This is a genomic window from Pseudomonas sp. PB105 (genome assembly GCF_009764655.1).
In the GTDB taxonomy this organism is placed as follows: Bacteria; Pseudomonadota; Gammaproteobacteria; order Pseudomonadales; family Pseudomonadaceae; genus Aquipseudomonas; species Aquipseudomonas cyclaminis.
Genome location: NZ_RWIO01000012.1, coordinates 31,000 through 55,858, shown reverse-complemented (window position 1 = coordinate 55,858; position 24,859 = coordinate 31,000). Strand labels below are relative to the sequence as shown.

General features: G+C 60.3%; 22 protein-coding genes. 6 read left to right on the top strand and 16 right to left on the bottom strand.

The features are described 5' to 3' along the window. The coding region (locus tag EJD88_RS02010) for an RHS repeat domain-containing protein (RefSeq protein ID WP_160384996.1) at positions 1-1,956 on the bottom strand (1,956 nt) is incomplete at its 3' end. 428 nt (positions 1,957-2,384) lie between these two features. Here EJD88_RS02010 and EJD88_RS02005 point away from each other — a divergent pair. After that, positions 2,385-3,470: a DUF1615 domain-containing protein gene (locus EJD88_RS02005; RefSeq protein ID WP_112194501.1), complete on the top strand. Its 1,086-nt coding sequence runs from the start codon at positions 2,385-2,387 to the stop codon at positions 3,468-3,470. On the opposite strand, the gene EJD88_RS02000 is transcribed toward EJD88_RS02005, so the two are convergent. Further along, complete coding sequence (locus EJD88_RS02000; RefSeq protein WP_158876505.1) at positions 3,471-4,265, bottom strand: DUF4349 domain-containing protein; 795 nt, start codon at positions 4,263-4,265, stop codon at positions 3,471-3,473. It lies immediately after the preceding gene. A gap of 155 nt (positions 4,266-4,420) precedes the next feature. Between EJD88_RS02000 and EJD88_RS01995 the strand changes: the two genes are divergently transcribed. Next, complete coding sequence (locus EJD88_RS01995) at positions 4,421-4,837, top strand: PaaI family thioesterase (RefSeq protein ID WP_099585098.1); 417 nt, start codon at positions 4,421-4,423, stop codon at positions 4,835-4,837. Between the two features lie 103 nt (positions 4,838-4,940). On the opposite strand, the gene EJD88_RS01990 is transcribed toward EJD88_RS01995, so the two are convergent. The 3 genes from EJD88_RS01990 to EJD88_RS01980 are packed head-to-tail and all read right to left on the bottom strand — an operon-like array spanning position 4,941 to position 7,528. Next, the gene (locus EJD88_RS01990; RefSeq protein ID WP_158876502.1) at positions 4,941-6,122 is read right to left on the bottom strand and encodes an acetyl-CoA C-acetyltransferase; all 1,182 of its coding nucleotides are present in this window, start codon (positions 6,120-6,122) and stop codon (positions 4,941-4,943) included. An 11-nt stretch (positions 6,123-6,133) separates the two neighbouring features. After that, entirely contained in the window at positions 6,134-6,793 is a 660-nt protein-coding gene (locus EJD88_RS01985; RefSeq protein ID WP_099585096.1) for a CoA transferase subunit B, read from the bottom strand. Positions 6,794-6,829: 36 nt separating this feature from the next. After that, positions 6,830-7,528 (bottom strand): CoA transferase subunit A, encoded by a 699-nt coding sequence (locus EJD88_RS01980; protein ID WP_017530493.1) that lies wholly within the window; start codon positions 7,526-7,528, stop codon positions 6,830-6,832. Between the two features lie 133 nt (positions 7,529-7,661). Between EJD88_RS01980 and EJD88_RS01975 the strand changes: the two genes are divergently transcribed. Then, positions 7,662-8,567 (top strand): LysR family transcriptional regulator, encoded by a 906-nt coding sequence (locus EJD88_RS01975; protein ID WP_158876500.1) that lies wholly within the window; start codon positions 7,662-7,664, stop codon positions 8,565-8,567. Between the two features lie 61 nt (positions 8,568-8,628). Here EJD88_RS01975 and EJD88_RS01970 read toward each other — a convergent pair whose 3' ends face one another. The 6 genes from EJD88_RS01970 to EJD88_RS01945 all read right to left on the bottom strand — a co-directional run bounded on the left by EJD88_RS01970 (position 8,629) and on the right by EJD88_RS01945 (position 16,396). Next, positions 8,629-8,958 carry a hypothetical protein gene (locus EJD88_RS01970; protein ID WP_158876498.1) on the bottom strand — a complete coding sequence of 110 codons (330 nt, stop codon included), beginning with the start codon at positions 8,956-8,958 and terminating at the stop codon, positions 8,629-8,631. Positions 8,959-9,464: 506 nt separating this feature from the next. Continuing rightward, positions 9,465-10,310, bottom strand: coding sequence for an NAD-dependent protein deacetylase (locus tag EJD88_RS01965; protein ID WP_158876496.1), 846 nt, complete (start codon positions 10,308-10,310; stop codon positions 9,465-9,467). 9 nt (positions 10,311-10,319) lie between these two features. Beyond that, positions 10,320-10,760, bottom strand: a complete 441-nt coding sequence (locus EJD88_RS01960) for a CBS domain-containing protein (protein ID WP_158876493.1) — start codon at positions 10,758-10,760, stop codon at positions 10,320-10,322. 131 nt (positions 10,761-10,891) lie between these two features. Further along, positions 10,892-12,841 (bottom strand): DNA topoisomerase III, encoded by a 1,950-nt coding sequence (locus tag EJD88_RS01955; protein WP_158876490.1) that lies wholly within the window; start codon positions 12,839-12,841, stop codon positions 10,892-10,894. Positions 12,842-13,058: 217 nt separating this feature from the next. Beyond that, positions 13,059-14,684 carry an MFS transporter gene (locus EJD88_RS01950; RefSeq protein WP_158876487.1) on the bottom strand — a complete coding sequence of 542 codons (1,626 nt, stop codon included), beginning with the start codon at positions 14,682-14,684 and terminating at the stop codon, positions 13,059-13,061. A 65-nt stretch (positions 14,685-14,749) separates the two neighbouring features. Next, on the bottom strand, positions 14,750-16,396 hold the full coding sequence (locus EJD88_RS01945) for a GMC family oxidoreductase (RefSeq protein ID WP_158876485.1): 1,647 nt from the start codon (positions 16,394-16,396) through the stop codon (positions 14,750-14,752). Between the two features lie 129 nt (positions 16,397-16,525). On the opposite strand from EJD88_RS01945, the gene EJD88_RS01940 reads away from it, so the two are divergent. Then, positions 16,526-17,416: a LysR family transcriptional regulator gene (locus EJD88_RS01940; protein ID WP_099585088.1), complete on the top strand. Its 891-nt coding sequence runs from the start codon at positions 16,526-16,528 to the stop codon at positions 17,414-17,416. A 42-nt stretch (positions 17,417-17,458) separates the two neighbouring features. Here the strand turns inward: EJD88_RS01940 and EJD88_RS01935 are convergent, their stop codons facing one another. From EJD88_RS01935 to EJD88_RS01920, 4 genes are all read right to left on the bottom strand, one after another. Next, on the bottom strand, positions 17,459-18,556 hold the full coding sequence (locus EJD88_RS01935; protein WP_158876483.1) for a DNA alkylation repair protein: 1,098 nt from the start codon (positions 18,554-18,556) through the stop codon (positions 17,459-17,461). Positions 18,557-18,578: 22 nt separating this feature from the next. After that, the gene (locus tag EJD88_RS01930; RefSeq protein WP_158876480.1) at positions 18,579-19,925 is read right to left on the bottom strand and encodes a glutamine synthetase family protein; all 1,347 of its coding nucleotides are present in this window, start codon (positions 19,923-19,925) and stop codon (positions 18,579-18,581) included. Between the two features lie 11 nt (positions 19,926-19,936). After that, positions 19,937-20,494, bottom strand: coding sequence for a helix-turn-helix domain-containing protein (locus EJD88_RS01925; RefSeq protein ID WP_112194514.1), 558 nt, complete (start codon positions 20,492-20,494; stop codon positions 19,937-19,939). Positions 20,495-20,674: 180 nt separating this feature from the next. After that, positions 20,675-22,831 (bottom strand): WG repeat-containing protein, encoded by a 2,157-nt coding sequence (locus tag EJD88_RS01920; RefSeq protein ID WP_158876477.1) that lies wholly within the window; start codon positions 22,829-22,831, stop codon positions 20,675-20,677. A 170-nt stretch (positions 22,832-23,001) separates the two neighbouring features. On the opposite strand from EJD88_RS01920, the gene EJD88_RS01915 reads away from it, so the two are divergent. Then, positions 23,002-23,310 (top strand): RcnB family protein, encoded by a 309-nt coding sequence (locus tag EJD88_RS01915; protein ID WP_099585083.1) that lies wholly within the window; start codon positions 23,002-23,004, stop codon positions 23,308-23,310. Positions 23,311-23,386: 76 nt separating this feature from the next. Next, positions 23,387-24,580 carry an MFS transporter gene (locus EJD88_RS01910; RefSeq protein ID WP_099585082.1) on the top strand — a complete coding sequence of 398 codons (1,194 nt, stop codon included), beginning with the start codon at positions 23,387-23,389 and terminating at the stop codon, positions 24,578-24,580. Here EJD88_RS01910 and EJD88_RS01905 read toward each other — a convergent pair. Further along, positions 24,543-24,815, bottom strand: a complete 273-nt coding sequence (locus EJD88_RS01905; protein WP_099585081.1) for a DUF1652 domain-containing protein — start codon at positions 24,813-24,815, stop codon at positions 24,543-24,545. The two genes, EJD88_RS01910 and EJD88_RS01905, sit on opposite strands and share 38 nt — an antisense overlap. Positions 24,816-24,859 lie beyond the last annotated feature (44 nt).

Below are 24,859 nucleotides of genomic sequence, written 5' to 3'. Positions count from 1 at the left end.
CCCACCGGCCAACCCACGTTCAAGAATCACGTGCTGATCGTCGTAGCGATAAACCTCGCTTTCACCGACGGCATTGGTCGCTGAGACCAGTCGGCCTATGTCGTCGTAGACGTAGGAAACAACGCTGCGCTCTGTGATCCAGACGTAAGGCTCATGTCCCTTGGCCCGCTGAACCTGGTAGTCCACCGCCACAATGCGGCCCGACTCGTAACGCAAAAACAGCGCACAACCGGCACCGTTATCCAGCCGCTCAATGCGCCCTAAAACGTCCCGACTAATCCGCAGCCGGTTGTCATACGCATCACTGATCGAAACCAGCACCCCATCGCGAAAGTGATAAAACCGCGACGCCTGCGCCAGCACCAACTCATCCGGCAAATCCCCCAGATAAATCGCCGCTTCAGCCAGGCTATTGGTGATTGCAGGTCGAGCAACTGTCGGCAGTGGAAACTCAGTCGAGCGGTTCTCATGATCCGTCCAGACCGCGAAATCACCGTCAACCGAAAGCCGATGCGCCAGCGAATGACTCCAGCCAAACCCCAGCCCGACATCCACTTCCACCGCACTGGTGCGATACAACCGTGTCCACTCAAACGGCAAAATTCCGTCCAACGTGCCATCGGTGAGGGTGAGTAATTCTTCGCCGGTGACCATCGACACCGGACACCCGTTAGTCACGGTCTTGTCCGAAGCCGCCGCAGCATCCCCCTTCGGATTCGTCGCCACGGCAGGCGCGTCGTCGACATGTTCCTGGCGAACCAACACCGTCCGCTGTGTCTTGCCGCGAACCGCCGGCACCGCGTTCGAAACCAGATTCTCCCCAGCCTTCAACGGCGCAGCCGGTACCACCTTGATTGGCACAGCCTCACTCTTGAACAACACCGGCTTTAGCGCTTCGGCATGGCCATCCAGTTGAGCGGTGCCAAACTGTTTGGCTATTTGCTCCAGCCACTTGCGCACACGTTGAGACTTGATACTGCCGAGCACTTTCGTGCTCATACGCACCGCCATGCCCATGCCCGCGGTAGCAAACCCCAGCAGTAAGTTGATCAGCACCTCGGCACCGATCTCCCCCAGCATTTCGTTCATGTACGGAGGCGGCAACATCCTCATCCAGCTGACCAGTGCGGCCAGATGGATGAACAGCAAGGGTTCATCACTGAGCACCAGCAGGCCCTTGGCGATGGTCTCTGTGCTCAACGCCAGTAACTGTTCAAATTCATCCTGGGTCAGGTATTGCAGCAGCTTTTCGGCGTTGGCCAAGGGGTCGCTCAGCCATTGGCAAAGCTGCTGGAGGTTGTCCCAGAGTGTGTACAGCGCGTCGCCGAACCCACGGGCATAGGCTTGATGCAATGAGAGATAGCGCTTGAGGAAGTCCGCCTCGGAATAGCCCTTCCACAATGGTTCAAACGTTTCGCTCCATTCAGTACGCAACCACACTTCCAGTGGCGTGATCACCGACCGATAAGATGCGTAGAGCGCCTTGAAGTGTTCCTTGGAAACGTTGGGGTAGAAGCTGATCCGATACCGCTGGTTGCGATCACATTCTTTGATTTCAAGAATGCCGCTGGGGCCAATGGTTTTATGAATGGGCTCGCCCAATGGGCCGCCGTTTGGGTCGATGCGCTGCAGCACCACCGGCGTATTGCCAATGGGCACGAAGCGTGAACTTTGAAACATATGCACCAGCGTCAACGTCCCACTGGCTGGACACTGTGCAACGGTCGCACTGGGGAAGAGGGAGCGGTTGATCGGCGCCACCAGCGCCACCTCATCCCCAACCTTGAACACCTGCTCGATATCCAGCGCCGAAAAACTGAAAAAGCTTTCGGCCCAGGCATCGTAGTGATTGAGGCAACTGCGGAAATCACTGAGCACGGACTCGACGTCACGCGTCTTTGAATCCATGGCCGCCAGCACCAGATACCCAATGGCTTGGCTGGTGGCGTTGATCATGAGACAGCCCCGTCAACCAGGGCCTTAACGAAAAGAACCATCTGCAATCCCTCGCACTGTGTATTCAGGCGAGGGACTTTGCAGAGGTTTTCAGGGGGAAGCTGTAGAGCTTATCCGGCGTCCACGTGGGAAGCTTCGACAGCTTTTGTCAGCTTGAAAAAAGCCTTTTGTGACGCGCAAACGCAAGGCCTAATTCCAGCCCTGCAAACGCAGCAGTGAAACACGTGATTCATTGCGAAGACAGACGGTCGCGGTGGGTGACGAGGAAGTTCAGGCTCAGCATGGCATTCAAACTCCTTGTACGAATGGTCGAAGAAAGATCCTGTCATGATCGGCTCGGGCTGGCGAGAGGGCGAGTTGACGAACCCGCGTTAGACTTACCTGTCCATATCCGCAACGCTCGGCCCATTGTTCTTCAAGGAAGCCCCATGTCCCCACGCCGCCTGATCCTGTGCCTCATCCCCTTGCTGGTGCTGGCCGGTTGCTCCACCTCACGCGGCCCGCAGCAACCGGAGCGCAGCGAGGCCGAGGTGAAGGCGCAGATTGTGCGCCTGCTCCCGGCCAAGGTGGCGGATCGCAATGGTTGGGCTCAGGATATCTACACGGCTTTCGACACCCAGAAAATCTACCCCAGCACCGAGAATATCTGCGCTGTGCTGGCGGTGACGGAGCAGGAGTCCACCTATCAGGTCGACCCGCCCGTGCCCAATATGGGCAAGATCGCCCAGGACGAGATCCTGCGCCGCGCTGGCAAGGTGCATGTGCCGGCCTTCGTGGTGCGCAGCGCGCTGCAATTGAGGTCGCCCACCGGCAAGTCCTACGCCGACCGGTTGAATGCTGCCCGCACCGAGAAAGACCTCAGCGGCATCTTCGATGACTTCATCAGCATGGTGCCCTTGGGCAATACACTGTTTGGCGGCTTCAACCCGGTGCACACCGCTGGCCCCATGCAGGTCAGCATCGACTTTGCACAGAAACAGGCGCGGGGTTATCCCTACACGGTGGATGGCACGATTCGTCGGGAGGTCTTCACCCGCCGTGGCGGTATGTACTTTGGCATCGCCCATTTGCTCGGTTATCCAGTGAATTACGACCAGCCGCTGTACCGCTTTGCCGATTTCAATGCAGGTTGGTATGCGAGCCGCAACGCGGCGTTCCAGGCGGCGGTCAGCCGGGCTTCCGGCACTGAGCTGGCGCTGGACGGGGATTTGATCCGCTATGGCTCACTGCTGCCCGGCACCACTGAGCTGGCAGTGCGCTCCCTGGGCGCCAAGCTGGATATGCGCAACCCCAGCATCCGTAGCCAGTTGGAGCAGGGCGAACAGTTGGATTTTGAGGACACCACGCTCTATAAGCGCGTGTTTGCCCTGGCCGACAAGGCTGCCGGTAAACCGCTGCCCCGGGCGATCTTGCCGGGCATTGTGCTCAAGAGCCCGAAGATCACCCGTAACCTCACCACGGCCTGGTTCGCCAAGCGCGTGGATGAGCGCTATCAGCGCTGTATGAAGCGCTGATCAGGGGCGGCGGCGCACAAACCTGCGCCACAGCCACACCCACAACCAGACCACCGGGAACGCCAGGATCACAAAGGGCAGGACGTAGCTGGCGCGTTCCAGGGCGTCAGCCGTGCCTTCCACCATATTCGTGCCCAGGTTGCTGAACATCCGGCTGAAGCGTGACGGTTGGTTCGCGCCGTCCGAAGAGCGGAAGTTGAGGGTGACACGGTTGGTATCCAGGCGGCGCTGCTGGCCGGCGGCAATCTGGGCCAGCGCCTGCAGGTCGTTTTCGATGCCGGCCTGTTCCTTGCTCAAGACGATCAGATCGCTGACGGTGATGTCCTTGCGCTTGGCCAGTTCATCGAGGCGGTTTTGCTGGGCTTGCAGACGGTCTCGGCGGCGATTCACATCGTCGACAGCATCGGCCAGGTCTTCGGCGGTGGTGATGCGCTGGCCGAGCGTGCCGCCTTCAGCCGCCATGGCGACCATTGGCTCAACACCCGCTGGCGCGATACGCAGGATCATCTCGCCACCGTTACTGTCTTCGGTGATCCCCAGGATATTGCACGTGCCGAACCGCGCCGTTTCACAAGCCTCACGGGTGGCCTGCATCCGTGGCGCGAGTAGGGCGCCGGGCAGGGCCAGGGTCAGCTCATGCTCATAGGCCAATTGGGCGCCGGCCTTGCCTTGCTCCCCATTGACCACCGTGGCGCGGGAGTGATCCTTGGGCGAGCAACCGACCAGGGCCATGCCGGCCAGCAAAATCAACAGAGGCGCGCGAAGCGAGTGAAGGTTGCCGTCCTGATGGCGCATTGCTGTTCCTTGAGGTGTGCGGGGAAATGGGCGGCGATTAAAGCCGGTCTGGCGGATTAACGCAAAGCATCGCGCAAGATTTGTGCGGCTGATGGTGATGGCTAGCGTTCGGAGCGTGGCGTACACGTCAAGCCTGACTCCAAGGAAGACTTGCCATGATTGCTCACGCCGTGCCTGAAGGATTTGTTCCACTGCCTCGCAGCAGCCCATTGCTTGACCTGCTTGGCCCGGCGTATTGCCGGGGTGAAGGCTTGCAACTGGAAGTCGGCCTGCGCGCCGACAATCGCCACGCCAATGGGCGCGGCACGGTGCATGGCGGGGTGTTGGCGACGCTGGCGGATATCGGCATGGGCTATGCGATGGCGTTTTCCAGTGAGCCGCCGTTGCCGCTGATCACTGCGAGCATGACCGTGGATTACCTGGGCGCGGTGCAGGTGGGGGAGTGGATTGTGGTGCGGCTGGAGCATCACAAGCGTGGGCGGCAGATGGCGTTTGGGACGGTGAGTCTGCAGGTGGGAGACAAAGTGGTGGCGCGGGCGAATGCGGTGTTTGCGGTGCCGCGCTCGGACTGAAAATGCCGATATAAAAGAGATACTCCTATTGGGGCTGCTTCGCAGCCCAGCGCGGGGCAAGCCCGCTCACCACAGCAAGCCCGCGCACCACAGATCGTCAATATCAGCTGCGTTCGAGAGCGAGGGCTACGCCCTGGCCGCCACCGATGCACAGCGTTGCCAGGCCTTTCTTGGCGTCGCGTTTGATCATTTCATGCAGCAGGGTCACCAGCACACGGCAGCCTGAAGCGCCGATGGGGTGGCCGATGGCGATGGCGCCGCCGTTGACGTTGACTTTTTCAGCGTCCCATTCCAGCTCTTTGCCCACGGCTAATGCTTGAGCAGCAAAGGCTTCGTTGGCTTCGATGAGGTCCAGGTCACTCAGTTTCCAGCCGGCTTTGTCCAGGCAACGGCGGGTGGCCGAGACCGGGCCGATGCCCATGATCGCCGGGTCGACGCCGGCGTTGGCGTAGCTGGCAATACGTGCCAGTACCGGCAAGCCCAGTGCCTTGGCCTTGTCGGCACTCATCAGCAGCACGGCGGCGGCGCCGTCATTGAGGCTGGAGGCGTTGCCGGCGGTGACGCTGCCGTCTTTCTTGAATGCGGGTTTGAGTTTGGCCAGGGATTCGGCGCTGGTGCCGGCACGCGGTTGTTCATCCACGGCGAAGTCGACTGGGTCGCCCTTGCGCTGGGGGATCAGAATCGGTGTGATTTCATCCACAAAGCGCCCGGTTTCGATGGCCGTGCTGGCTTTTTGCTGGGAGGCGGCAGCGAAGGCGTCCTGGGCTTCCCGGCTGATGCCGTACTTGTCCACCAGGTTCTCGGCGGTGATGCCCATGTGGTAGTCGTTGAATGCATCCCACAGCCCGTCGCTGATCATGCTGTCGATCATCTTGGCATGGCCCATGCGCAAACCGGTGCGTGCGGCCGGCAATACGTACGGGGCGAGGCTCATGTTCTCCATGCCGCCGGCGATGATAACGTCTGCGTCGCCGCATCGGATGGCCTGGGCGCCGAGGTGCAAGGCCTTGAGGCCCGAGCCGCAGACCTTGTTCAGGGTCATGGCTGGCACAGCGTGGGGCAGGCCGGCGAGGATCGAGGCCTGGCGCGCGGGGTTCTGGCCCGAGCCAGCGGTAAGCACCTGGCCGAGGATCACTTCATCTACCTGGGCCGGGTCCAGGCCGGTCTGCTCCAGCAGGCGGCGGATCACGGCGGCGCCCAGTTCCGGTGCCGGGATGTTGGCCAGTGAACCTTGAAAGCTGCCCACGGCGGTGCGGGTGGCAGCAACAATCACGACGTCTTGCATGGAATCTGTCCTCACTGGAAGTGCATTTCTGGAACGTGGTCCGGGACGATCAGTTTACCGGCGGTCTTGCTCACAATCTCTTCAACGCTGACGCCAGGTGCGCGTTCCTTGAGGACAAAAGCGCCATTTTCGATTTCCAGGTATGCCAGGTCCGTCAATACACGCTTGATGCAGTTGGCACCGGTCAGCGGCAGGCTGCATTGGCTGAGCAACTTGGACTCACCATCCTTGGAAGCATGGGTCATGATCACGATGATGTTTTCCGCGCCGGCCACCAGGTCCATGGCGCCGCCCATGCCTTTGACCAACTTGCCAGGAATCATCCACGAGGCGATGTTGCCGAGTACGTCGACTTCAAACGCACCGAGCACGGTGAGGTCGACGTGGCCGCCACGAATCATCGCGAAGGACTCGGCGGAGGAGAAGATCGAGGCGCCGACGCGTGCGGTGACGGTCTGCTTGCCGGCGTTGATCATGTCGGCATCGATGGTTTCTTCCGTAGGAAACGGGCCCATGCCAAGCAGGCCGTTTTCCGATTGCAGCATCACTTCCATGCCTTCGGGGATGTAGTTGGCCACCAGGGTCGGAATGCCAATGCCGAGGTTTACGTAGAAACCGTCCTGCATTTCGCGGGCGACGCGTTGAGCCATTTGTTCGCGGGTCAGAGCCATGGTTGTGTTCCTCTTATTCTTAGGGCCGCAGGCGGATTATTTGCGCACGGTGCGCTGTTCGATGCGCTTCTCGAACGTGCCGCAGATGATCCGGTCGACGTAGATGCCAGGGGTGTGGATCTGCGCCGGGTCCAGCTCGCCCGGTTCGACGATTTCCTCGACTTCAACCACGGTGATCTTGCCGGCAGTGGCGGCCAGCGGGTTGAAGTTCTGGGCAGTGTGGCGATAGATGACGTTGCCGAAGTGGTCGGCTTTCCAGCCCTTGACGATGGCGAAGTCGCCGGTGATGGACTCTTCCATCAGGTACGGACGGCCGTTGAATTCGCGGGTCTCCTTGCCTTCGGCCACTGGCGTGCCGACGCCGGTGGCGGTGAAGAAGGCCGGGATGCCGGCGCCGCCTGCGCGCATTTTCTCCGCGAGGGTGCCTTGAGGGGTGAGGACCACTTCGATCTCGCCGCTGAGCAGTTGCTTCTCGAACAGCGCGTTTTCACCTACGTAGGAGGCGATCACTTTACTGATCTGCTTTTGCTCCAGCAGCACGCCCAGGCCGAAACCGTCGACGCCGCAGTTGTTGGAAACCACGGTGAGGTCGCGGGTGCCTTTGCGCTTGATCTCATTGATGAGGTTCTCGGGAATACCGCACAGGCCAAAACCGCCGGAGAGCACGGTCATGCCGTCTTCCAGGCCTGCCAGCGCTTCCTCGTAGGACGCCACGCGTTTATCGAAACCTGCCATATGCACCTCTAGTTATTGTGTGTGGGCCAGCCAATGAACCGAGTGTTGCGCCGACGGATTGATTTGTTAAGTTGTTTTTTAAGGTTGATTGATTTAGAAAACAGCATAGTCCATTCCCGTTCGGAGCAGCGTCATGACCGTTAAGCAGATGCGTGCGTTTCTCGCCGTGGCCCAAAGCCTGAGTTTTGCCGCTGCGTGCGAGCGCTTGCACCTCTCACAATCGGCGTTGAGCCTGACCATTAAAGGTTTGGAGGAAGGCTTGGGGGGCCGCTTGTTCAGCCGTAACACCCGCAATGTCGCGCTGACGCCGGAAGGTGAATCCCTGTTGCCCCTGGCGCGCCGGCTGATTGCTGACTGGGACAATGCCGAGGACGAATTGCGCCAACGGTTCACCCTGCAACGCGGACGGGTCACTGTGGCGGCGATGCCATCGTTTGCGGGCAATTTGCTGCCGCCGATCCTGAAGACATTCCGCGCACGTTACCCCCAGGTGAATGTGACGGTGCACGACTTGATCAACGAACAGGTACTGGAAATGGTCCGCGACCGCCAGGTGGAACTGGGCGTAGCGTTTGAGCCGTCGGAAGGCTCGTCACTGGCGTTCACGCCGTTGTACCTGGATCGTTTCATTGCCGTAGTGCCGGGTGATTCACCTTTGGCGCAATGTGCCGAGATCGATTGGGCGACCTTGCTGGAACAGCCGTTCATCACCTTGCAGCGGCCGTCCACGGTGCGGGTAATGCTGGAAGAACACTTGGGCGCCTTACAGATGAAACTGCCCGTGGCGTTGGAAAGCCATCAATTGGCAACTGTGGGCAAGATGGTTGCCAGTGGCCTGGGCGTCAGTGCGGTGCCTGCATTGTGTGCACGGCAGATGGAAGAGGCAGGTGCCCATTGCATCACCTTGAACAGTCCAGTGATCGAGCGGCCGATTGGTGTTCTGACCAAGCCGGGGCATGAGTTGTCGGCGGCGGCACAAGTGTTGTTTGATATTTTTCGCGACGAAGCCGGCAAAGGACGATTTCCGGCAGTGTTGTAAGAGTGCAATTAAAAAGCCCGCTCGAACTAACGAGCGGGCTTGAATGTTTAATGCTGAGTGATCAGCAGTATCTATCAATCACCTTGACTTGCGACTGGCCCTTAAGGTTCTGCCATTCGGTATTCAATGTATGAAAGACCTGCTCGATAAAGTTGCGATCAGCCGCGGCCTTCTTGCCGACATAACCCTGGCCACGGCGATACACCTTCAGGCGCGCTGCCAGCTCACGGTTATTGCGGTCAAACTCGGCTTCTTCGGTATTGGGCTCCAGGCAGGCAAGTTGCACTTCGCCCGATTTGCCAATCCACAGGATATGGTCGTCGAGTGTGTCTTTCTGCGCTGCGAACATCTCAGCCAATTCGTCGATAGTTGGTTGGTTGTTCAGATTCATGTGTAAGCCCCTTGACCAGTTGGCGATCTATCAGTTGATTCCGTTAAAACTGCTTAGTTGTCTCCGGCGTTGAAAGCCGGGCGTCAGTGACGGTCTGCCGAATACGGGCAGGGTCTTGAACCTGATGCATGTAGTCTTGCTGATGAACTGCTACGCAATGGTTTCATAACGAAGACAAGCAGCGTTTGAGCTCCTTGTACCTATCCCTTTCGAGACGGGTCAGCTTCATCAATCTGCCTTGTGGGCAGTGCACATCCGGAAAAAACAGCTCGGCGGTCAGACGAGCTCTTTCAAAACGCTTGTTACCAACGCTCCCGATCCGGGAGACGTCTCGATAATGCAAGGACAAAAAGGTTACGTCAACGATTATGTAGTGATTATTTTTAGTCACTACATAAATTGCCGTGGGGACGGGGAAATGCGGGAAAACGTGACTTGGGCGTCATTTTCTGGAGCTGACGGTCAAGCCGTAAAGGCGCTTTTGTGGCGAGCGGGCTTGCGGCAGGTCAGGTCAATCGATCGACAAGCAGGGGTAACAACCGCTCGCACGACGCTTGGATCTTTACCTGCAACAACTCATCCCCACGGGTCTTGCCGAGGTTGATGGCGATCACCGGTTTGCCTTGTTCAACCGTGGCTTTGCATAGGCGGAACGCCGAATACGCCATCAGCGATGAACCCACCACCAGCAACCCCTCGGCGTGCTCCACGGCAGCCATCGCCTTGGCTGCGGTGTCCTGAGCGACGTTCTCGCCAAAAAACACCACGTCCGGCTTGAGCCGCTGGCCGCCGCAATGGGGGCAACTCGGAACCAGGAAGCGCTCTTCAAACGCAGGATCAAGCAGGGTATCGCCATCGGGTGCCTGCACCGCGTCGACGCCAGCCAGGTAGGGATTCTGGCCTTCCATCAGTTGCTGGATCACATCGCGCTCGCTGCGTTGCTGGCAATCCAGGCACAGCACCCGATGCAGGCTGCCATGCAGTTCGATCACATCGTGACTGCCTGCTTGATCATGCAGGGTGTCGACGTTTTGGGTGATCAGTCCGCTGATTTGCTGGCGTTGTTGCAGGGTCGCCAGTGCCAGGTGCGCCTTGTTCGGCTCGGCAATACGCACCCTCGGCCACCCCAGCATCGCACGCGCCCAGTAACGGCGGCGGGCTTGTGGGGTGGCGAGGAATTCCTGGTACATCATCGGCGCCTTGCCCCGGCGCACGCCTTCGCTGTCACGGTAATCGGGGATGCCCGACGATGTGCTGATCCCCGCACCGGTCAGCACCAGAAAGCGCCGTTCGGCCATGGCGCGGAGCAGGGTGTCGAGGTGGTCTTCCTGGTGTTGCAGGCTGTCGAGCATGGGGGCTCCCTATTCGCCGCGGATGTATTGCTCCAGCTGTTTGATCAGATCGGCCTGTTCGGCAATGGCTTCTTTTACCAGGTCACCGATGGAGAGCAAGCCGAGCAATTTGCCATCCTCAACCACGGGCAGGTGACGCAGGTGACTGTCGGTCATGATGTTCATACATTCGTCGACACTTTTGTGGGTGTCGACGGTGATCACCGGGGAACTCATCACCTCGTGGACCTTGGTAGTGACCGACGATAGACCCTTGAGCATGATTTTACGTGCGTAATCACGTTCGCTGATGATCCCCACCACCACGTCTTTCTTAACGACCGGCAAGGCCCCGACGTTTTTCTCCGACATCCGCACCAGCGCTTCAAACACGGTGTGGTCCCATTGGATGGTGTGGACGTCCTGGTTCTTCTGGTCCTTGGCTTTGAGCACTTGTGCAACGGTTTTCATGGCGGCCACTCCGGTGTTGTTGTTAGGAAATCAGCAGGTCCCTACAGAATCCTAGACGTCCAACGCGGGAGCAAGGTCCAAAGCGGCGCTAAACCCGTCGAAAAACGTCATTCGCCGGATTTTTTCTGCATTTAGCCTGCATTTGTTGGCTTTTTAGCTCGCTTGGGGCTGGCGGCGGTCTTACGTGGGGCGGCCTTGCGCTTCTTTTTCCACGGCGTGGCGCCTCGACCCGCGGGGCTCGCCGGCCCGGTAATGGTCATGCGCATCCCATTGCAGCGCGCCACTTGCTTGCTCATCCACGCCGCCTGCTTGGCGACGAATTCTTCCAGGCTCATTTCACCGCTTTGCACCATGTCCAGTGCCTGCTCCCAGATGGCAGTGGTGCCAGGGTCGGCAATGGCCCGAGGCACAGCGTCGATCAGGCTGAACGCCGCCGGGGTGGCCGACAGCGCCTTGCCGTTTTTCACCAGGTAACCTCGGTCGAGCAGGCCCTGGATAATCCCGGCGCGGGTGGCTTCGGTGCCGATACCGGTGGTGTCCTTGAGTTTTTGCTTGAGCAGGGGGTCTTCCACCAGCTTGGCGACGTTTTTCATCGCCTTGATCAGGTCGCCTTCGGTAAAGGGTTTGGGCGGCTGGGTCCACAAGTCCTTGAGGTTGACCTTGGCCACGGCATAGTCCTGGCCCTGTACCAACGTCGGCAAGGCTTGTGGTGCGGGGGCTTCACGGCCCTTGGTCGGCGCCAGGGCTTCGGGCAAGGCGCGTTTCCAGCCTGCTTCGATCACCACCTTGCCCACCGCGCGCAAGGCAAAGCCCGCGCAGTCGAAATCCGCCTGCGTGCGATCGTATTCATGGTTGGGCAGAAACTGCGCCAGGTAGCGCGCACGAATCAGCGTGTACACCGCTCTGTGTTTGCCTGTGAGCTGCCCGACGTCCTTGCCGGCGCCCGTTGGAATGATGCCGTGGTGGGCGCTGACCTTGGCGTCGTTCCAGGCCCGCGAGCGGCGTTGGGGATCGATATGGGACATCAGCTCGTTGACCGCTGCGTCGGCCCGGCCCAGAGCGGCAAGAATCTTCGGCGCATCGCTGTGCTGGCTCACGGGCAGGTAGCCGCAGTCACTGCGTGGGTAGGTGATGACCTTGTGGGTTTCGTAGAGGGATTGGGCGATGTCCAGGGTTTCCTGGGCGCCGAGACCGAGTTTCTTGGAACAGATTTCCTGCAGCGTGCCGAGATCGAAGGGCAGGGGCGCCACTTCGCGCATGCGTTCGGTACGCAGTTTTACCAGGCGTGCGCTGGCGGCGTTGCTCATCGCATCGGCGGCTTCACGGGCCAGCTGAGGATTGAGGCAGCGGCCTTGATCGTCGCAGGCGTCTTCGGCGGCACGCCACTGGGCGGTGAAGGTCATGCGCTCGTGCCGCAGGTCCACATCAATGGCCCAATAAGCCACCGGCACGAAATCGGCGATGCTGCGGTCGCGGTCCACCACCAGGCGCAGGGTCGGGGTTTGCACCCGGCCTACCGGCAACACACCTTGATAACCGGACTGACGCCCCAGCAGGGTAAACAGACGACTCATGTTCATGCCGATCAGCCAGTCGGCACGGGAGCGGCCCAGGGCCGAGTGATACAGGCTGAAGGTTTCGGCACCCTGCTTGAGCGCTGCCAAGGCTTTGCGAATGGAGGCGTCATCCAGCGCCGACAACCACAAACGCTGGATCGGCCCGCGATAACGACAGTGCTCCACCAGCTCGCGGGCGATCATCTCGCCCTCGCGGTCGGCGTCGGTGGCGATCACCAGCTCCTGGGCTTCCCCGAGCAGGCGCTTGACTGCCTTGAACTGGCTGGCGGTCTTGGGCTTGACCCGCATTTTCCATTTTTCCGGGACGATTGGCAGGTCGGCCAGCACCCAGCGCTTGTACTTTTCGTCGTAGGCGTCGGGCGGAGCGGTTTCCAGCAGATGGCCGATGCACCAGGTGACTGTGACCCCATTGCCCAGCCAGCACCCGTCGCCCCGGCGACTGGCGCCAAGCACGGCCGCGATATCCTTGGCCTGGGAGGGTTTTTCACAGAGGTACAGCCGCATGGTCAGCCCATTCGTTTCACAGTTGAATGGAGAGCAGGATGGGCATAAGAAGGGAATTGAGCAACTGTTATCTGTATGGATATACAGTTATTTATGTAGGCACTGGGGAGTGAATGTGGAAGGGGGCTTGCTCCCGATAGTGGCATACCAGTCACTGCAACGCTGACTGCACCATCGCTATCGGGGGCAAGCCCCCTCCCACAGGGGATCTTCGGGATCAGTTTTTATCGATATCCACATGCCGCGTTTCTTTGAGGCAGATCATCCCCACGATCAGGCTTACCCCGGTCACGACCACCGGGTACCACAGCCCGTAGAAGATATCCCCGGTGTACACCACCAGCGCAAACGACACGGTCGGCAGGAACCCGCCAAACCAGCCATTACCGATGTGGTAGGGCAAGGACATCGAGGTATAGCGGATGCGCGTCGGGAACAATTCCACCATCAGCGCCGCCAGCGGGCCGTAGCACATGGCCGCGATCAGGATCAGTGCGACGATCAGCACCACCACCATGACCTTGTTGACCTGAGCCACATCCGCCGAAGTCGGATAACCGGCCAGGGTCACGGCGCCGCGCAGGGCCTTTTCGTCAAAACCGTCGATGCGCACCTCGCCCACGCTCACCTGCACCGGGCTGCCGGCGGGTGCGGCGGCGCTGCTGTAGGGCAGGCCTTGCTTGACCAGGAAGGTCTTGACCTTGTCGCACGGGCTGTCAAATTTCGCCTTGCCCACCGGGTCGAACTGGAAGGTGCAGGTGGCCGGGTCGGCGAGTACGGTGATGGGGGCTTGAGTGCTGGCCTGGTCCATCGCCGGGTTGGTGTAGTGCGCCAGGCTCTTGAAGATCGGAAAGTACAGCACGGTGGCCAGCAGCAGGCCGAGCATCAGCACCGGCTTGCGGCCGACCTTGTCCGACAGCCAGCCAAAGAAGATAAAGAACGGCGCGCCGATCACCACGCTGATAATCAGCAGCATGTTGGCCAGCGCCGGGTCCATCTTCAGGAACTGCGTGAGGAAAAACAGCACGTAGAACTGCGACGCGTAGAAGGTCACCGCTTGCCCGCCGTTGATGCTGAACAGCGCAATCAGCACCACCTTGAGGTTTTCCCATTTGCCGAACGACTCACGGATCGGCGCCTTGCTGGCCTTGCCTTCCTCTTTCATTTTGAGGAACGCTGGCGACTCGTGCAGGCTCATGCGGATCCAGGTGGAAATGCCCAGCAGCACGATGGAAAACAGGAACGGAATCCGCCAGCCCCACACTTCGAACTGGTCACCGGTGAAGTAACGGCAGGCCAGCACTACCAGCAGCGACAACAGCAGGCCGATGGTCGCGGTGGATTGGATCCAGCTGGTATTGAGGCCACGTTTGCCGGCCGGTGCATGTTCGGCCACATAGGTCGCCGCGCCGCCGTATTCACCGCCCAGCGCCAGGCCTTGCAGCATGCGCAGCACGATCAGGATGATCGGCGCCGCGATGCCGATGCTGGCGTAAGTCGGCAGCAGCCCGACGCAGAAGGTGGCGACGCCCATCAGGATGATGGTGACGAGGAAGGTGTACTTGCGCCCGATCATGTCGCCCAGGCGGCCGAATACCAGCGCGCCAAACGGGCGCACCACAAAGCCGGCCGCGAAGGCCATCAAGGCAAAGATAAACGCCGTGGTGTCGTTGACCCCGGCAAAGAACTGCTTGCTGATCACGGCCGCCAGGGCGCCGTAGAGGAAAAAGTCATACCACTCGAACACCGTCCCCAGGGACGAGGCGAAGATGACCTTTTTTGAGTCGTTGGTGGTGCTGGCGGTGTTGACCGTCGAGCCCAAGGGTTGAGCATGTTCTGACATCGGGTAGCCCTCACAGTGATTATTTATTGTTGTTCCACTGTCGGCGCCAGGTGCGGCGCCGCTATTCAGATTGCATGAACCAGTTCTTTCTCCGGGGCGAGGCTCCTTGTAGGCGGCGAAAGGATCAGCTGCGCGGCTTTCTCCGCGATCATCAGCGTGGGTGAACAAGTGTTGCCGGAGGTGATGCGCGGCATGACCGAGGCATCAGCGATGCGCAGGCCGGGCACGCCATGCACCCGCAGTTGCGCATCGACCACTGCGTCTTTGTCACTGCCCATGCGGCAGGTGCCCACCGGGTGGAAAATCGTCGTGCCGATACGGGCGGCGGCTTCGTGCAGTTCCTCTTCGGTTTGCAGCGAATCACCGGGCAGGTATTCCACCGGTTTGAACTGGCTCAGGGCGGGGGCGGCGACGATGCGTCGAGTCAGGCGAATCGCGTCGGCGGCCACGCGCAAGTCTTGCGGATGGCTGAGGTAGTTGGGCCGGATCAGCGGCGCATCCGCCGGGTTGGCCGAGCGGATATCGATACGGCCACGGCTTTGCGGGCGCAGGTCGCACACCGAGGCGGTGAACGCCGGGAACGCGTGCAACGGTTCGCCGAAGCGCTCCAGGGACAGCGGCTGCACGTGGTATTCAAGGTTGGCCGAAGTCTGTTCCGGGCCGGAGCGGGCAAAGGCGCCGAGCTGACTGGGTGCCATCGACAGCGGGCCGCTGCGGTCGTACAGGTAGCGCAGGCCCATGCCCATCTTGCCCCACACGGTGCCGGCGATCTGGTTCAGGGTGCGGGCGTTTTCCAGCTTGTAGATCAGCCGCAATTGCAGGTGATCCTGCAGGTTGCCGCCCACGCCAGGCAGTTCATGCAACACGTCGATGCCCAAGGGCTTGAGCACGCTGGACGGGCCGATGCCGGAGCGTTGCAGAATGCCCGGCGAGCCCACGGAGCCGGCGCACAGCACGATCTCCTTGCGCGCCTTCCAGCTCATCTGCTGGCCGTTTTGACGCCCGACCACTGCCGAGGCGCGGCCGTTTTCCAAGACCACGCGGTCGACTTCGACTTCAGTCAGCACGGTGAGATTGGGACGTTGGCGAATAGGCTTGAGAAACGCCTTGGCGGCGTTCCAGCGCACGCCGGCCTTCTGGTTGACCTGGAAGTAACCGCAGCCTTCGTTATCGCCCTCGTTAAAGTCATTGATATTGGCGATGCCACTTTGCGCCGCCGCCTCGCGAAACGCATCCAGGATCGGCCACGACAGGCGCTGCTGCTCGACGCGCCATTCACCGCCGTCGCTGTGGAACTCGGAACCACCGGCAAAGTGGTTTTCGCTTTGTTTGAACAGTGGCAGCACGTCTTTCCAGGCCCAGCCGAGGTTGCCCTCAGCGGCCCAGCCGTCGTAGTCCTGGGCCTGGCCGCGCATGTAGATCATGCCGTTGATGGACGAGCAGCCGCCCAGCACCTTGCCGCGCGGGTAACTCAGGGCACGGCCTTGCAGGCCTTCCTGGGCTTCGGTCTTGAAGCACCAGTCGGTGCGCGGGTTGCCGATGCAGAAGAGGTAGCCGACCGGGATATGGATCCAGGGGTAATTGTCGCGGCCACCGGCTTCGAGCAGCAGCACGCGGTGGGCGGGGTTGGCGGACAGTCGATTGGCCAGCAGGCAGCCTGCGGGGCCGGCGCCTACTACCACGTAATCGTATTCAGCAGCTGCAATGGGCATCTGAGGTCTCGCTTGTTTTTCTTATTGGCTCCATCCTAGTTGTTAGTTTTCGTCTTAAAAATGTTAGTTTTTACCCAGCTGCTGTGCGTTTTTAAACAGCGCTGCCCTGGCTGATGGAATGGAGGCGACATGTTCGACTGGAATGACCTGCGGTTCTTTCTTGAGCTCCAGCGCAGCGGCCGCCTGCTCACCGCTGCGCAACGCCTGAAAACCACCCACGCCACCGTGGCCCGGCATATCGAGGCTATCGAGAAAAGCCTCGGCACCGCGTTGTTCGTGCAGCATGCCCAAGGCTATGAGCTGACGCCTTCCGGCGAAGCGCTGCTCAAACACGCCGAAGCCATGGAAAACGTCGCACTGCTGGCCGAAGACGAACTCACCCATTGCGCCGCGCCCCTGGGCAAGATTCGCCTTGGCGTGGCTGAAGGGCTGGGGGTGATGTTCCTCGCCAGTCGCATGGGCGGGTTGTTCGACCGTTATCCGGGATTGGAGGTGGAACTGGTGGCGGTGCCGCGCTTTGTCAGCATCCTCAACCGCGAAGCGGAAATCAGCATCCATCTCGAACGCCCCAGCGTCGATCAACTGGTCACCCGCAAACTCACCGATTACCGCCTGGCGCTCTACGCCAGCCGCGCCTACCTGGACCGCAGTCCACCCATCGAAAAACGCGAAGACCTCGCCGCCCATGCCTGGATCGATTACGTCGACGACCTGCTGTTCAGCCAGGAGCTGAAGCTCCTCAGCAGCTTCTGCCGCAATCCCAAAGTGGTGTTTCACAGCACCAGCGTCATCGCCCAGCACCAGGCGGCGCGCTCCGGGTTGGGCATTGCGGTGTTGCCGTGCTTCATGGCCTCGGGCGACCCGGATCTGGTGGCTGTGTTGCCGGGGGAGGGGATCCAGCGCAGCTACTGGATCAGCTCGCGTCGGGAGCTGCACAAGTCAGTACGATTGCGGGTGTTGTGGGATTACGTGGTGGAACTGTGCGCGCGGGAGCAGGGATTGCTGCTCGGCGAACCTTGACTGAAGAAACCGCCCCTCCCACATGGGTGCTCTGGTGTGGGTTCAGTCGTGCAATTCGAATGCAGCACTGCCGAGTCTTTCGCCATTGACCATCACATGCACCACATGCCGACCGGGGTAGTGCTTGCGTGTGGTCAGTTCGCGGATGTGTTGCTCGCGGCTGATGCGCTGCTGTTCTCCGGCCCCCAGGGTAAACGCCTTGAGCTTGAATACCTTGCTCGCGCTGTGCCCGGCGCTTTTCACATAGTCGATGGCGTAATCCACCACCAGTTTTTGCGCAGTGACCGCAGTGGATTCCAGGCTGAACGACAGGTTGATCCGTTCCCCCAGCCTGATCACCGCCGGCGTCACGCTCAGGTGATGGAGCTTGACCTCGGCCTTGGCCCCCGCGCCCATGATCGTCAGTGCGCGGGTGTTGCCTTGCTTGATCAGGCTGCGCAGCGCATGGCGGGCGATCCAGGCGGTGTGGGGGTTATCGAGGTTCCAGCCTTCGATCAGGCCAAGCACCCACTCGGGATGGTCCTTGGTGACGTCATTGAGGTGGTTGGCCACGGACTTGCGCACGTAGAGGCTCGGATCGGCCTTGAGGTTGTCGAGGATCGAGGCGCATAACGCTGGGTTGGCCTGCACGTCGGCCAGACGAAACGACCACGGTAAACGCGGTCGCGAACCTTCGCTTGCCAGGCGGCGCACGTGGTCGTTGTCATCCAGCGACCACTGCTGCATCACCGCCAAGGTGCGTGGGAAGTCTTGAAGCAGGAAGTGACGAATGGCGAATTCGGCAGAGCCAAAGGTAGTGAAGTACTTGAGTGCCGCCATGGAGCGCTTGAAGTCCGCCAGGCCGTAGCTCGCCACGTAGTGCGGCAGAAACAGGCTGACAAACCCGCTGTTCAGGCGGGGCGCGAGGGCGTAAAGCAGTTTGAGGCTTTGCGGATAATCCAGCGGTATTACCGCATGCAGGCTTTCGCTGACCCGTGCCATGCGCTGCATCACCGACAGCTCGGCCAGGCCGGCCTTGGCGTGTGCGAGGAAGCCTTTGGCGTCGAACGCCGGGTACACCGCCGTCATTTCCGTGGCGATATGTTGCAGGCGTTCGACGTTGAAGATGTCCTTGAGGGCCGGGGCGCTTGGGTCGGTCATCGGTGATTCCTTGGCGGTTGAGTCAGAGAAACCAGCGGTATTCCCGCGCGTGGATCTCTTGCTGGAAGGCCAGGTGATCCTGGCGCTTGTTCTCGCAGTACACGTCGACAAATTCGGCGCCCAGCTTATCGCGCACTACCGCTTGATGCTGCATGGCACGCACAGCGTCGAGCATTTCGACGGGGAAGTCGGTGCCGCTGGCGCGGTCCTCGTTCAGTGGCGCGATGGGTTCCTGTTTGGTTTCTAGACCATGTTCCAGACCGACAAGGATCGCCGCCAGCACTAGATACGGGTTGGCGTCGGCGCTGGCCAGGCGGTGTTCGATGCGCAGGTTGCGCGGGTCGGACTCGGGGACACGCACGCACGCGTCGCGGTCTTCAAAGCCCCAGCAGGCGCGGGTGGCGGCGTTGACCGTGCCGCCCAGGCGGCGAAAGGCGTTGTGGTTGGGCGAGAAGATCGGCATGCAGTGGGGCAGCAGTTCCAGGCAACCGGCGACGGCATGGCGCAGCGGCTGCTGTTGATGCGCCGCCAGCAGGTTATTGCCCGCGCCGTCATACAGGCTGACATGCACATGCATGCCGCTGCCGGGAAATTGCAGGTAAGGCTTGGCCATGAAGCTGGCGCGGTAGCCGTGCTTGAGTGCCACGCCGCGGGTGCTGCGGCAGAACAGGGCAGCCCAGTCGGCGGCGCACAGGCCGTCGCCCTGGTGGCCGAAATTGATCTCGAACTGGCCGGGGCCGAGTTCGGCGGTGATCACCGTGATGTCGATGCCCTGGTCCTTGGCGGTCTGGGCCATGTCGTCGAGTACTTCGCTGAAACGCGACAGCCGTTCGATATGCAGGTTGGGCTGGTCGTCGGCGTCATTACTCAGCGGGTCGCGGGCGAATTGCGGCAGGCCGTTGTCGAGTTTCTTGTCGAACAGGTAGAACTCCAGTTCAAACGCCACCATCGGGTGAATGCCCTTGTGGTGCAGGCGCTCCAGCACCTTGGCCAGCACTTCACGCGGCTCGAACTCGATGGGCGCTTCGGTGCCGTCGGAAGTGATCAGCATCTGCCCCAGGGGCTGCGATTCCCAGTTCACCGGCTTGAGCGTGCCCGGCACCAGGCGGCGGTTGGCGTCTGGGTCGCCGTCGTTGAAGCAGTAGTCACCAATCTTGAACAGCCCGCCTTGGGCGCCAAGCAGCACAGCGTTCTGCGGCAGTTTCAACGGGCTGCCGGCGGCGACCTTTTCCAGCATCTCGATCGGGTAGCGCTTGCCGTAGAAATGCCCGGGAAGGTCCAGGGCGATCAGGTCGACGTAGCGCACGTCGGGGTGGTTCTGGCGAAAGGTCCGTACTTCGGCCAGTAACGTGGCGGCATGGCTTTTCACGGGTGCAGCTCCTAGTTGTAAACCCACAACACGCGGGCGGGCAGGGCGGTCAGGTTGGCGTAGCGACAATGGGCGAAACTGGCCAGGTGGAAACTGTCGCCGGGGCCGAGGGTGACCGAGTCGGCCTGGCCTTCGACCCACAGGGTCAATTCACCTTCGAGCACAAAACCGGCCTGCTCGGCGCGGTCGCTCATGGTCTGTTCACCACTGTTGGCACCGGGCGCCAGCAGGCTGTCGAGTATCGAAAACGCACCCTTCATGCTGGGGGAGACCAGGATGTCGGTGATCCCATTGGCGTAATACACCGTGCGCCGCTCGTTGGGACGGGTGATCCAGTCCACCGCTTTGGGCTTGGGTTGGCTGTAGAAATAAGTGGTGGGCACGTCGAGGGCGTGGCTGATGGCCGTCAGGTCTGCCACGGTCGGGCGCGACAGGCCGCGCTCTACCTGGGACAGGAAGCCTACTGAACGCTCGATCTTTTGCGCGAGTTGGGCGAGGGTCAGCTTCTTATGCTTGCGAAGGTCGTGGACCAGGCTCGCCAGGGCGTCGAGTTCTTCTTGTTGGTTCATGAAATTTATGTCGAGAAATTTCATGAAAAATTACAGCATAAATTTCACGCAGGCAATGGTTGGCCGAGATTCAAAGGCAGCCCCCCTCCGGCCACTGGGTTGTTTCAGAGGGATTTCGGTTCGGCTTTTTGGGGCTGCTGCGCAGCCCAGCGGGAGCAAGCGCCCTCGCCACGGGGGCGGTTACTCGCGTTGGTAGCTGTCCACCTGTACGCCGTCGGCATTGAACACATTCACCCGGTTTTCGTCTTTCGCGTCCCAGATGCTGTACGTCGCGTCGTTGCTGTTGGTGGGCAGGCTGTAGGTGGTGTACGAGCCGAGTTTTTTCACCAGGGTGTTGTTTTTGTCGATCAGCACCAGGCCTCTGAAACCGTCCATTTCCGCCGAGGCGAGGTTTTTCTGGAAGGGGTTGAGGCGGGTGTACTTCAGGGGCACGCGCAGTTTGCCGGCCAGGTCGAGCGCGCCGTAGCGTTCACCTTTTTTGACCACGGCCATGCCATTGGAGAACGGCTCGACTTCGTCATAGGGCAAGCTGATGGGCAAGGGTTTGCCTTCGGCGTCGATAAAGCGGTATTTCCGGTTTTTGCGGTCTTGCAGCAGTTGCGGCTGGCCCTGGATAAACGCGCCAATGGCCGTGCTGCCTGGTGGATTGAGCTTTTGCAGTTTCAGCGTATAGATGTCGATTTGCCCCCCGTCAGCCGAGGTGGTGTAGAGGTAGTCACCGACGACGTCGATGTTGGAGAAACGCGGCGCCAGCAGTTCCTTGCCGGCCAGGTTCCACACGCCGTAGGAGGAGTCGCCACCGTAGGTCTTCAGCCCAGGCCGGGCAATGAACAGGTCGCCGACTACCTGAACATTGACGTACTTCATCGGCACCACCACTTGCTGCTTCTTCACGTCGTATACGCCGTAGGGCCCGTTCGTTTCGCGTTCGACGATCATCAGCTCATCATTGAGCGGTTTTTCGATGATCTCGAACGGTAACTCCTTCAAGGTGTGCCCGCCGGGCACGAACGCAAAGTACTTGAATTGCAACTGGCTCCAGCCATCTTTCTGCGGTGTCCTGCCCACCTGCATGTTGAATACACCGGGCATGGGGCTGTACTCGATGCGCTCAAAGCGCGGCTTGACCACCCATTGGCCGTTGCTGTCGATAAAGCCGCTTTTTTTCGTGGCATTGTCGTAAGCGATATAGCGAGCCTGGGCCGGCACACTGTTGTGCATCTCCAGCGTCAGGGGTTGCGGTTGGGCGGGGTCCAGCAGGTAGATGACGATGCTCGCCGGGGTGTCTTCGAACTGGTAGGTGGCTTGCACGTTGGTCAGGGCACCGTCGCTGTCCGGCAGGCCTTTGACGAACTGCTCCAGGTGTTCCTGCAGTTCGGCGCTGGTGGTATAGCGGGAGAACTGGTCCTGCATGCGCAGCAGTTCGTCGTAGTAAGCGCGCAGGTTGGCCTTTTGCTCGGCGGTAGGCGAAGAGTTGCTGCTGTTGCCGCCGCTGTAGAGTGTCTTGCCGTCGGCGCTCAAGCCCTCGATCACGTAGGTCTTGTCCTTTGGCGTGGCCAGCAGCAGGGACACACGCTCGTCAGCCAGGGCGGTCAATTGGTAGACCTCGCCGTTGTCGCCGGTAACTTTCGGATGCTTGGGGTCCAGCACAATCTTTTTGAAGCCAGGGTAGCTTGGGTAGGTGAGGGTGACGCTGACGCGTTCTACCGGCTTATTGACCTTGAGTTCGACCTTGGAGGTGTCCTGTTCTTCGCTGATGTCGGGCCCAGCGTCGGCAAACGCCTGCTGCGTCCCGTCGCGAAAGTACAGGGTGTGTACCGCGTAACGTTCCTCTTCGCGCTGGTCGGGCAGGGCGCCACGCTTGAGCAGCTCGCGGATCGGCTCCACGTCCAGTTTCAGCCCCGACTGGTTGTCGAAAAAGAACTGCTCGAACGTCGGCTTTTTCTGTGCGAGATCTTCCAGCGCGGTTTTCAGCTCGGCAGCGGGGAAGGGGACGAAGGGATCGTCATAGCGCAGCTGTTTTTTCTCGCCGGGCGACTCGGCAGTGTCGGCTACCGGCGAAATTTCCAGGCGCATGCTTTCGATCATTGCGATCTGGTTGATGCTGTCGCGCGCGTCCATTTCCAGGTAGTTCAGGCGTTTTTTCGCTTGCGCCAGCGTCAGGCTGTGGAGGTCGTCCACCGCGCCTTCATTGAGCTGCTCATCGCTGTATTCGGTGCCGCTGACCAAGCCCGTGATGACGTGCCGGTCAAACAGGTAATAGGCCGCGCCGCCGATGACGGCGACCACCACCAGGGCGCTGGCAAGAAGTTTGGTTCGGGTCAGGGCGGTTTTCATTATTGTCAGACTCGAGAATAGGGCTGGCGCAAGGTTAGCAGGTGAACGGTGGCGGGGAACCTGGAGTGGCATAAGCACAGTGCGCGATACCAGGCGGATTTCATACGGTGAATGATTGCGCGCGCCTGCGGTCGGAACCTGGGTACGCGCCATTCATTGAAGGAGTACCCATGAAGTCCAAAACCCTCGCAGCCTGTGTTTTAGTCGCTGCCAGCCTGTCCACCGTCAGCTTTGTGGCCCAGGCCGGTGATACGCCCCAGGAAACCGTGCAACCTTCCAACATCAATGCCCGTGATTTAAAAGAAGGCGACCGCGCCCCGGATATCCTGATGCGCAAGGAGTCGGCCGTCAGTGACTGGAAAAAGCGCGGCCTCAAGCAACCCGAGGAAGACAGCCAATGGGCGCGGGTAGGCGATAAGTTCGTGCTGCTCAAGACCACCAACGGCACTATTCTGGAGATCACTCCCGTCAAGAAGTGACCCTCCTTTTTGCCTTGTTCTTGCGTTAAGGTAACCGGCCGCAATGGTCGCGTTACCTTCGAAGAATGAGAGCAGGATGCTTGCCACAATAAGAAACTACCCCCGCACCGTGAACCTGCTGCTGGGCGCCACGTTGCTGCTGACGCTGGCCAAGGCCATCACGTTTCCGTACCTGGTGATCTACCTCACCCACCATTTCACCCTCGACATCACTCAAGTTGGCCTCGTCATCGGCAGCTCGCTGATTGTCGGTTCGCTACTGAGTGTGTATGGCGGTTTCCTCGTCGATCGCATCAACAGCTATCGGTTATTGCTTTGGATGAGCCTGCTGTTTGTACTGGGGTTTGTCGGCACGCTATTGGCGCAGAACATCTGGGCGTTTTATAGCTGCCTGATCCTGATCAACCTGGCCTACGCTGTCATCGACATTGCGGTGAAGGCCGGCTTTGCCAGCCTGCTGCCGGAAGATGCGCGCAGTGAAGTGTTTTCCATCAAGTACACCCTCACCAATATCGGCTACGCGGTCGGGCCGTTTTTCGGGGCGATGGTGGCGAAGCTTGATATCAGCCTGCCGTTCATGTTGTCAGCACTGCTGGGGGCGGGGTTTTTCCTGCTGTATTGGCGCTGGGGCGACCGCAGGTTAACCACGGTGGACGTGGCGCAGAAGCCGGTGTCGTTTCTCGCCGTTGGCCGTGTATTGCTGCAGGACCGTCGGCTGGTGTGTTTCACGATAGGCGGCTTGCTCAGCGCAGTGGTGTTCGGCCAGTTCACGGCCTACCTGTCGCAGTACCTGGTGACCACAACCACGGCTGAATACACCTACACCGTGATCAGCGCCGTGCTCACCACCAACGCGGTGATGGTGATCGCCTTGCAATATGTGATCGGCCGACGCATCTCGCACCGTTACTTGAGCCAATGGCTCATCTTCGGCTTGAGCATGTTCATGCTGGGGTTGATTGGCTTTGCGCTGTCCACCAGCGTGCTGTGGTGGGTGCTGGCAATGGCAGTGTTCACGGTGGGGGAGATTGTGGTGTTTCCGGCCGAGTACATGTTTATCGACCGAATCGCCCCGGACCACCTGCGGGGCATGTACTACGGCGCGCAGAACCTGTCCAACCTCGGCGCTGCACTGGGGCCGGTGTTGTGTGGGCTGGTGCTGGCCAACCTGCCGGCGCACACCATGTTCTACATGCTGGGGGCGTTCATTGTGGCGGGCGGGGTGTTCTATTTCATTGGTTCGTCGTTGAAGGAAAGTCATCCAACGTAAGTTTGCCCATGGTGTTGCTGTGCAGTTCGTAGCGCAGCTCTTCCACCATTTTTTCCACTTCTTGCGGGGTCTGCAGGCGGTTGGTGCTGATCCCGGTGACCACCAGGTCAACCCGACCGGTATCAGCGTCATAGACCTTGAGGGTCAAGGACGCATCCCGGCACAGGGTGAATTCGCAGGTCAGTGGCGACAGGCCTTCTTCGATGCAATTTCGCAGTTGGGCGAGGGTAAACATGCGTGTTCCTTCAAGACGTCCGGTTAGATGCCTTGAAGGTTATT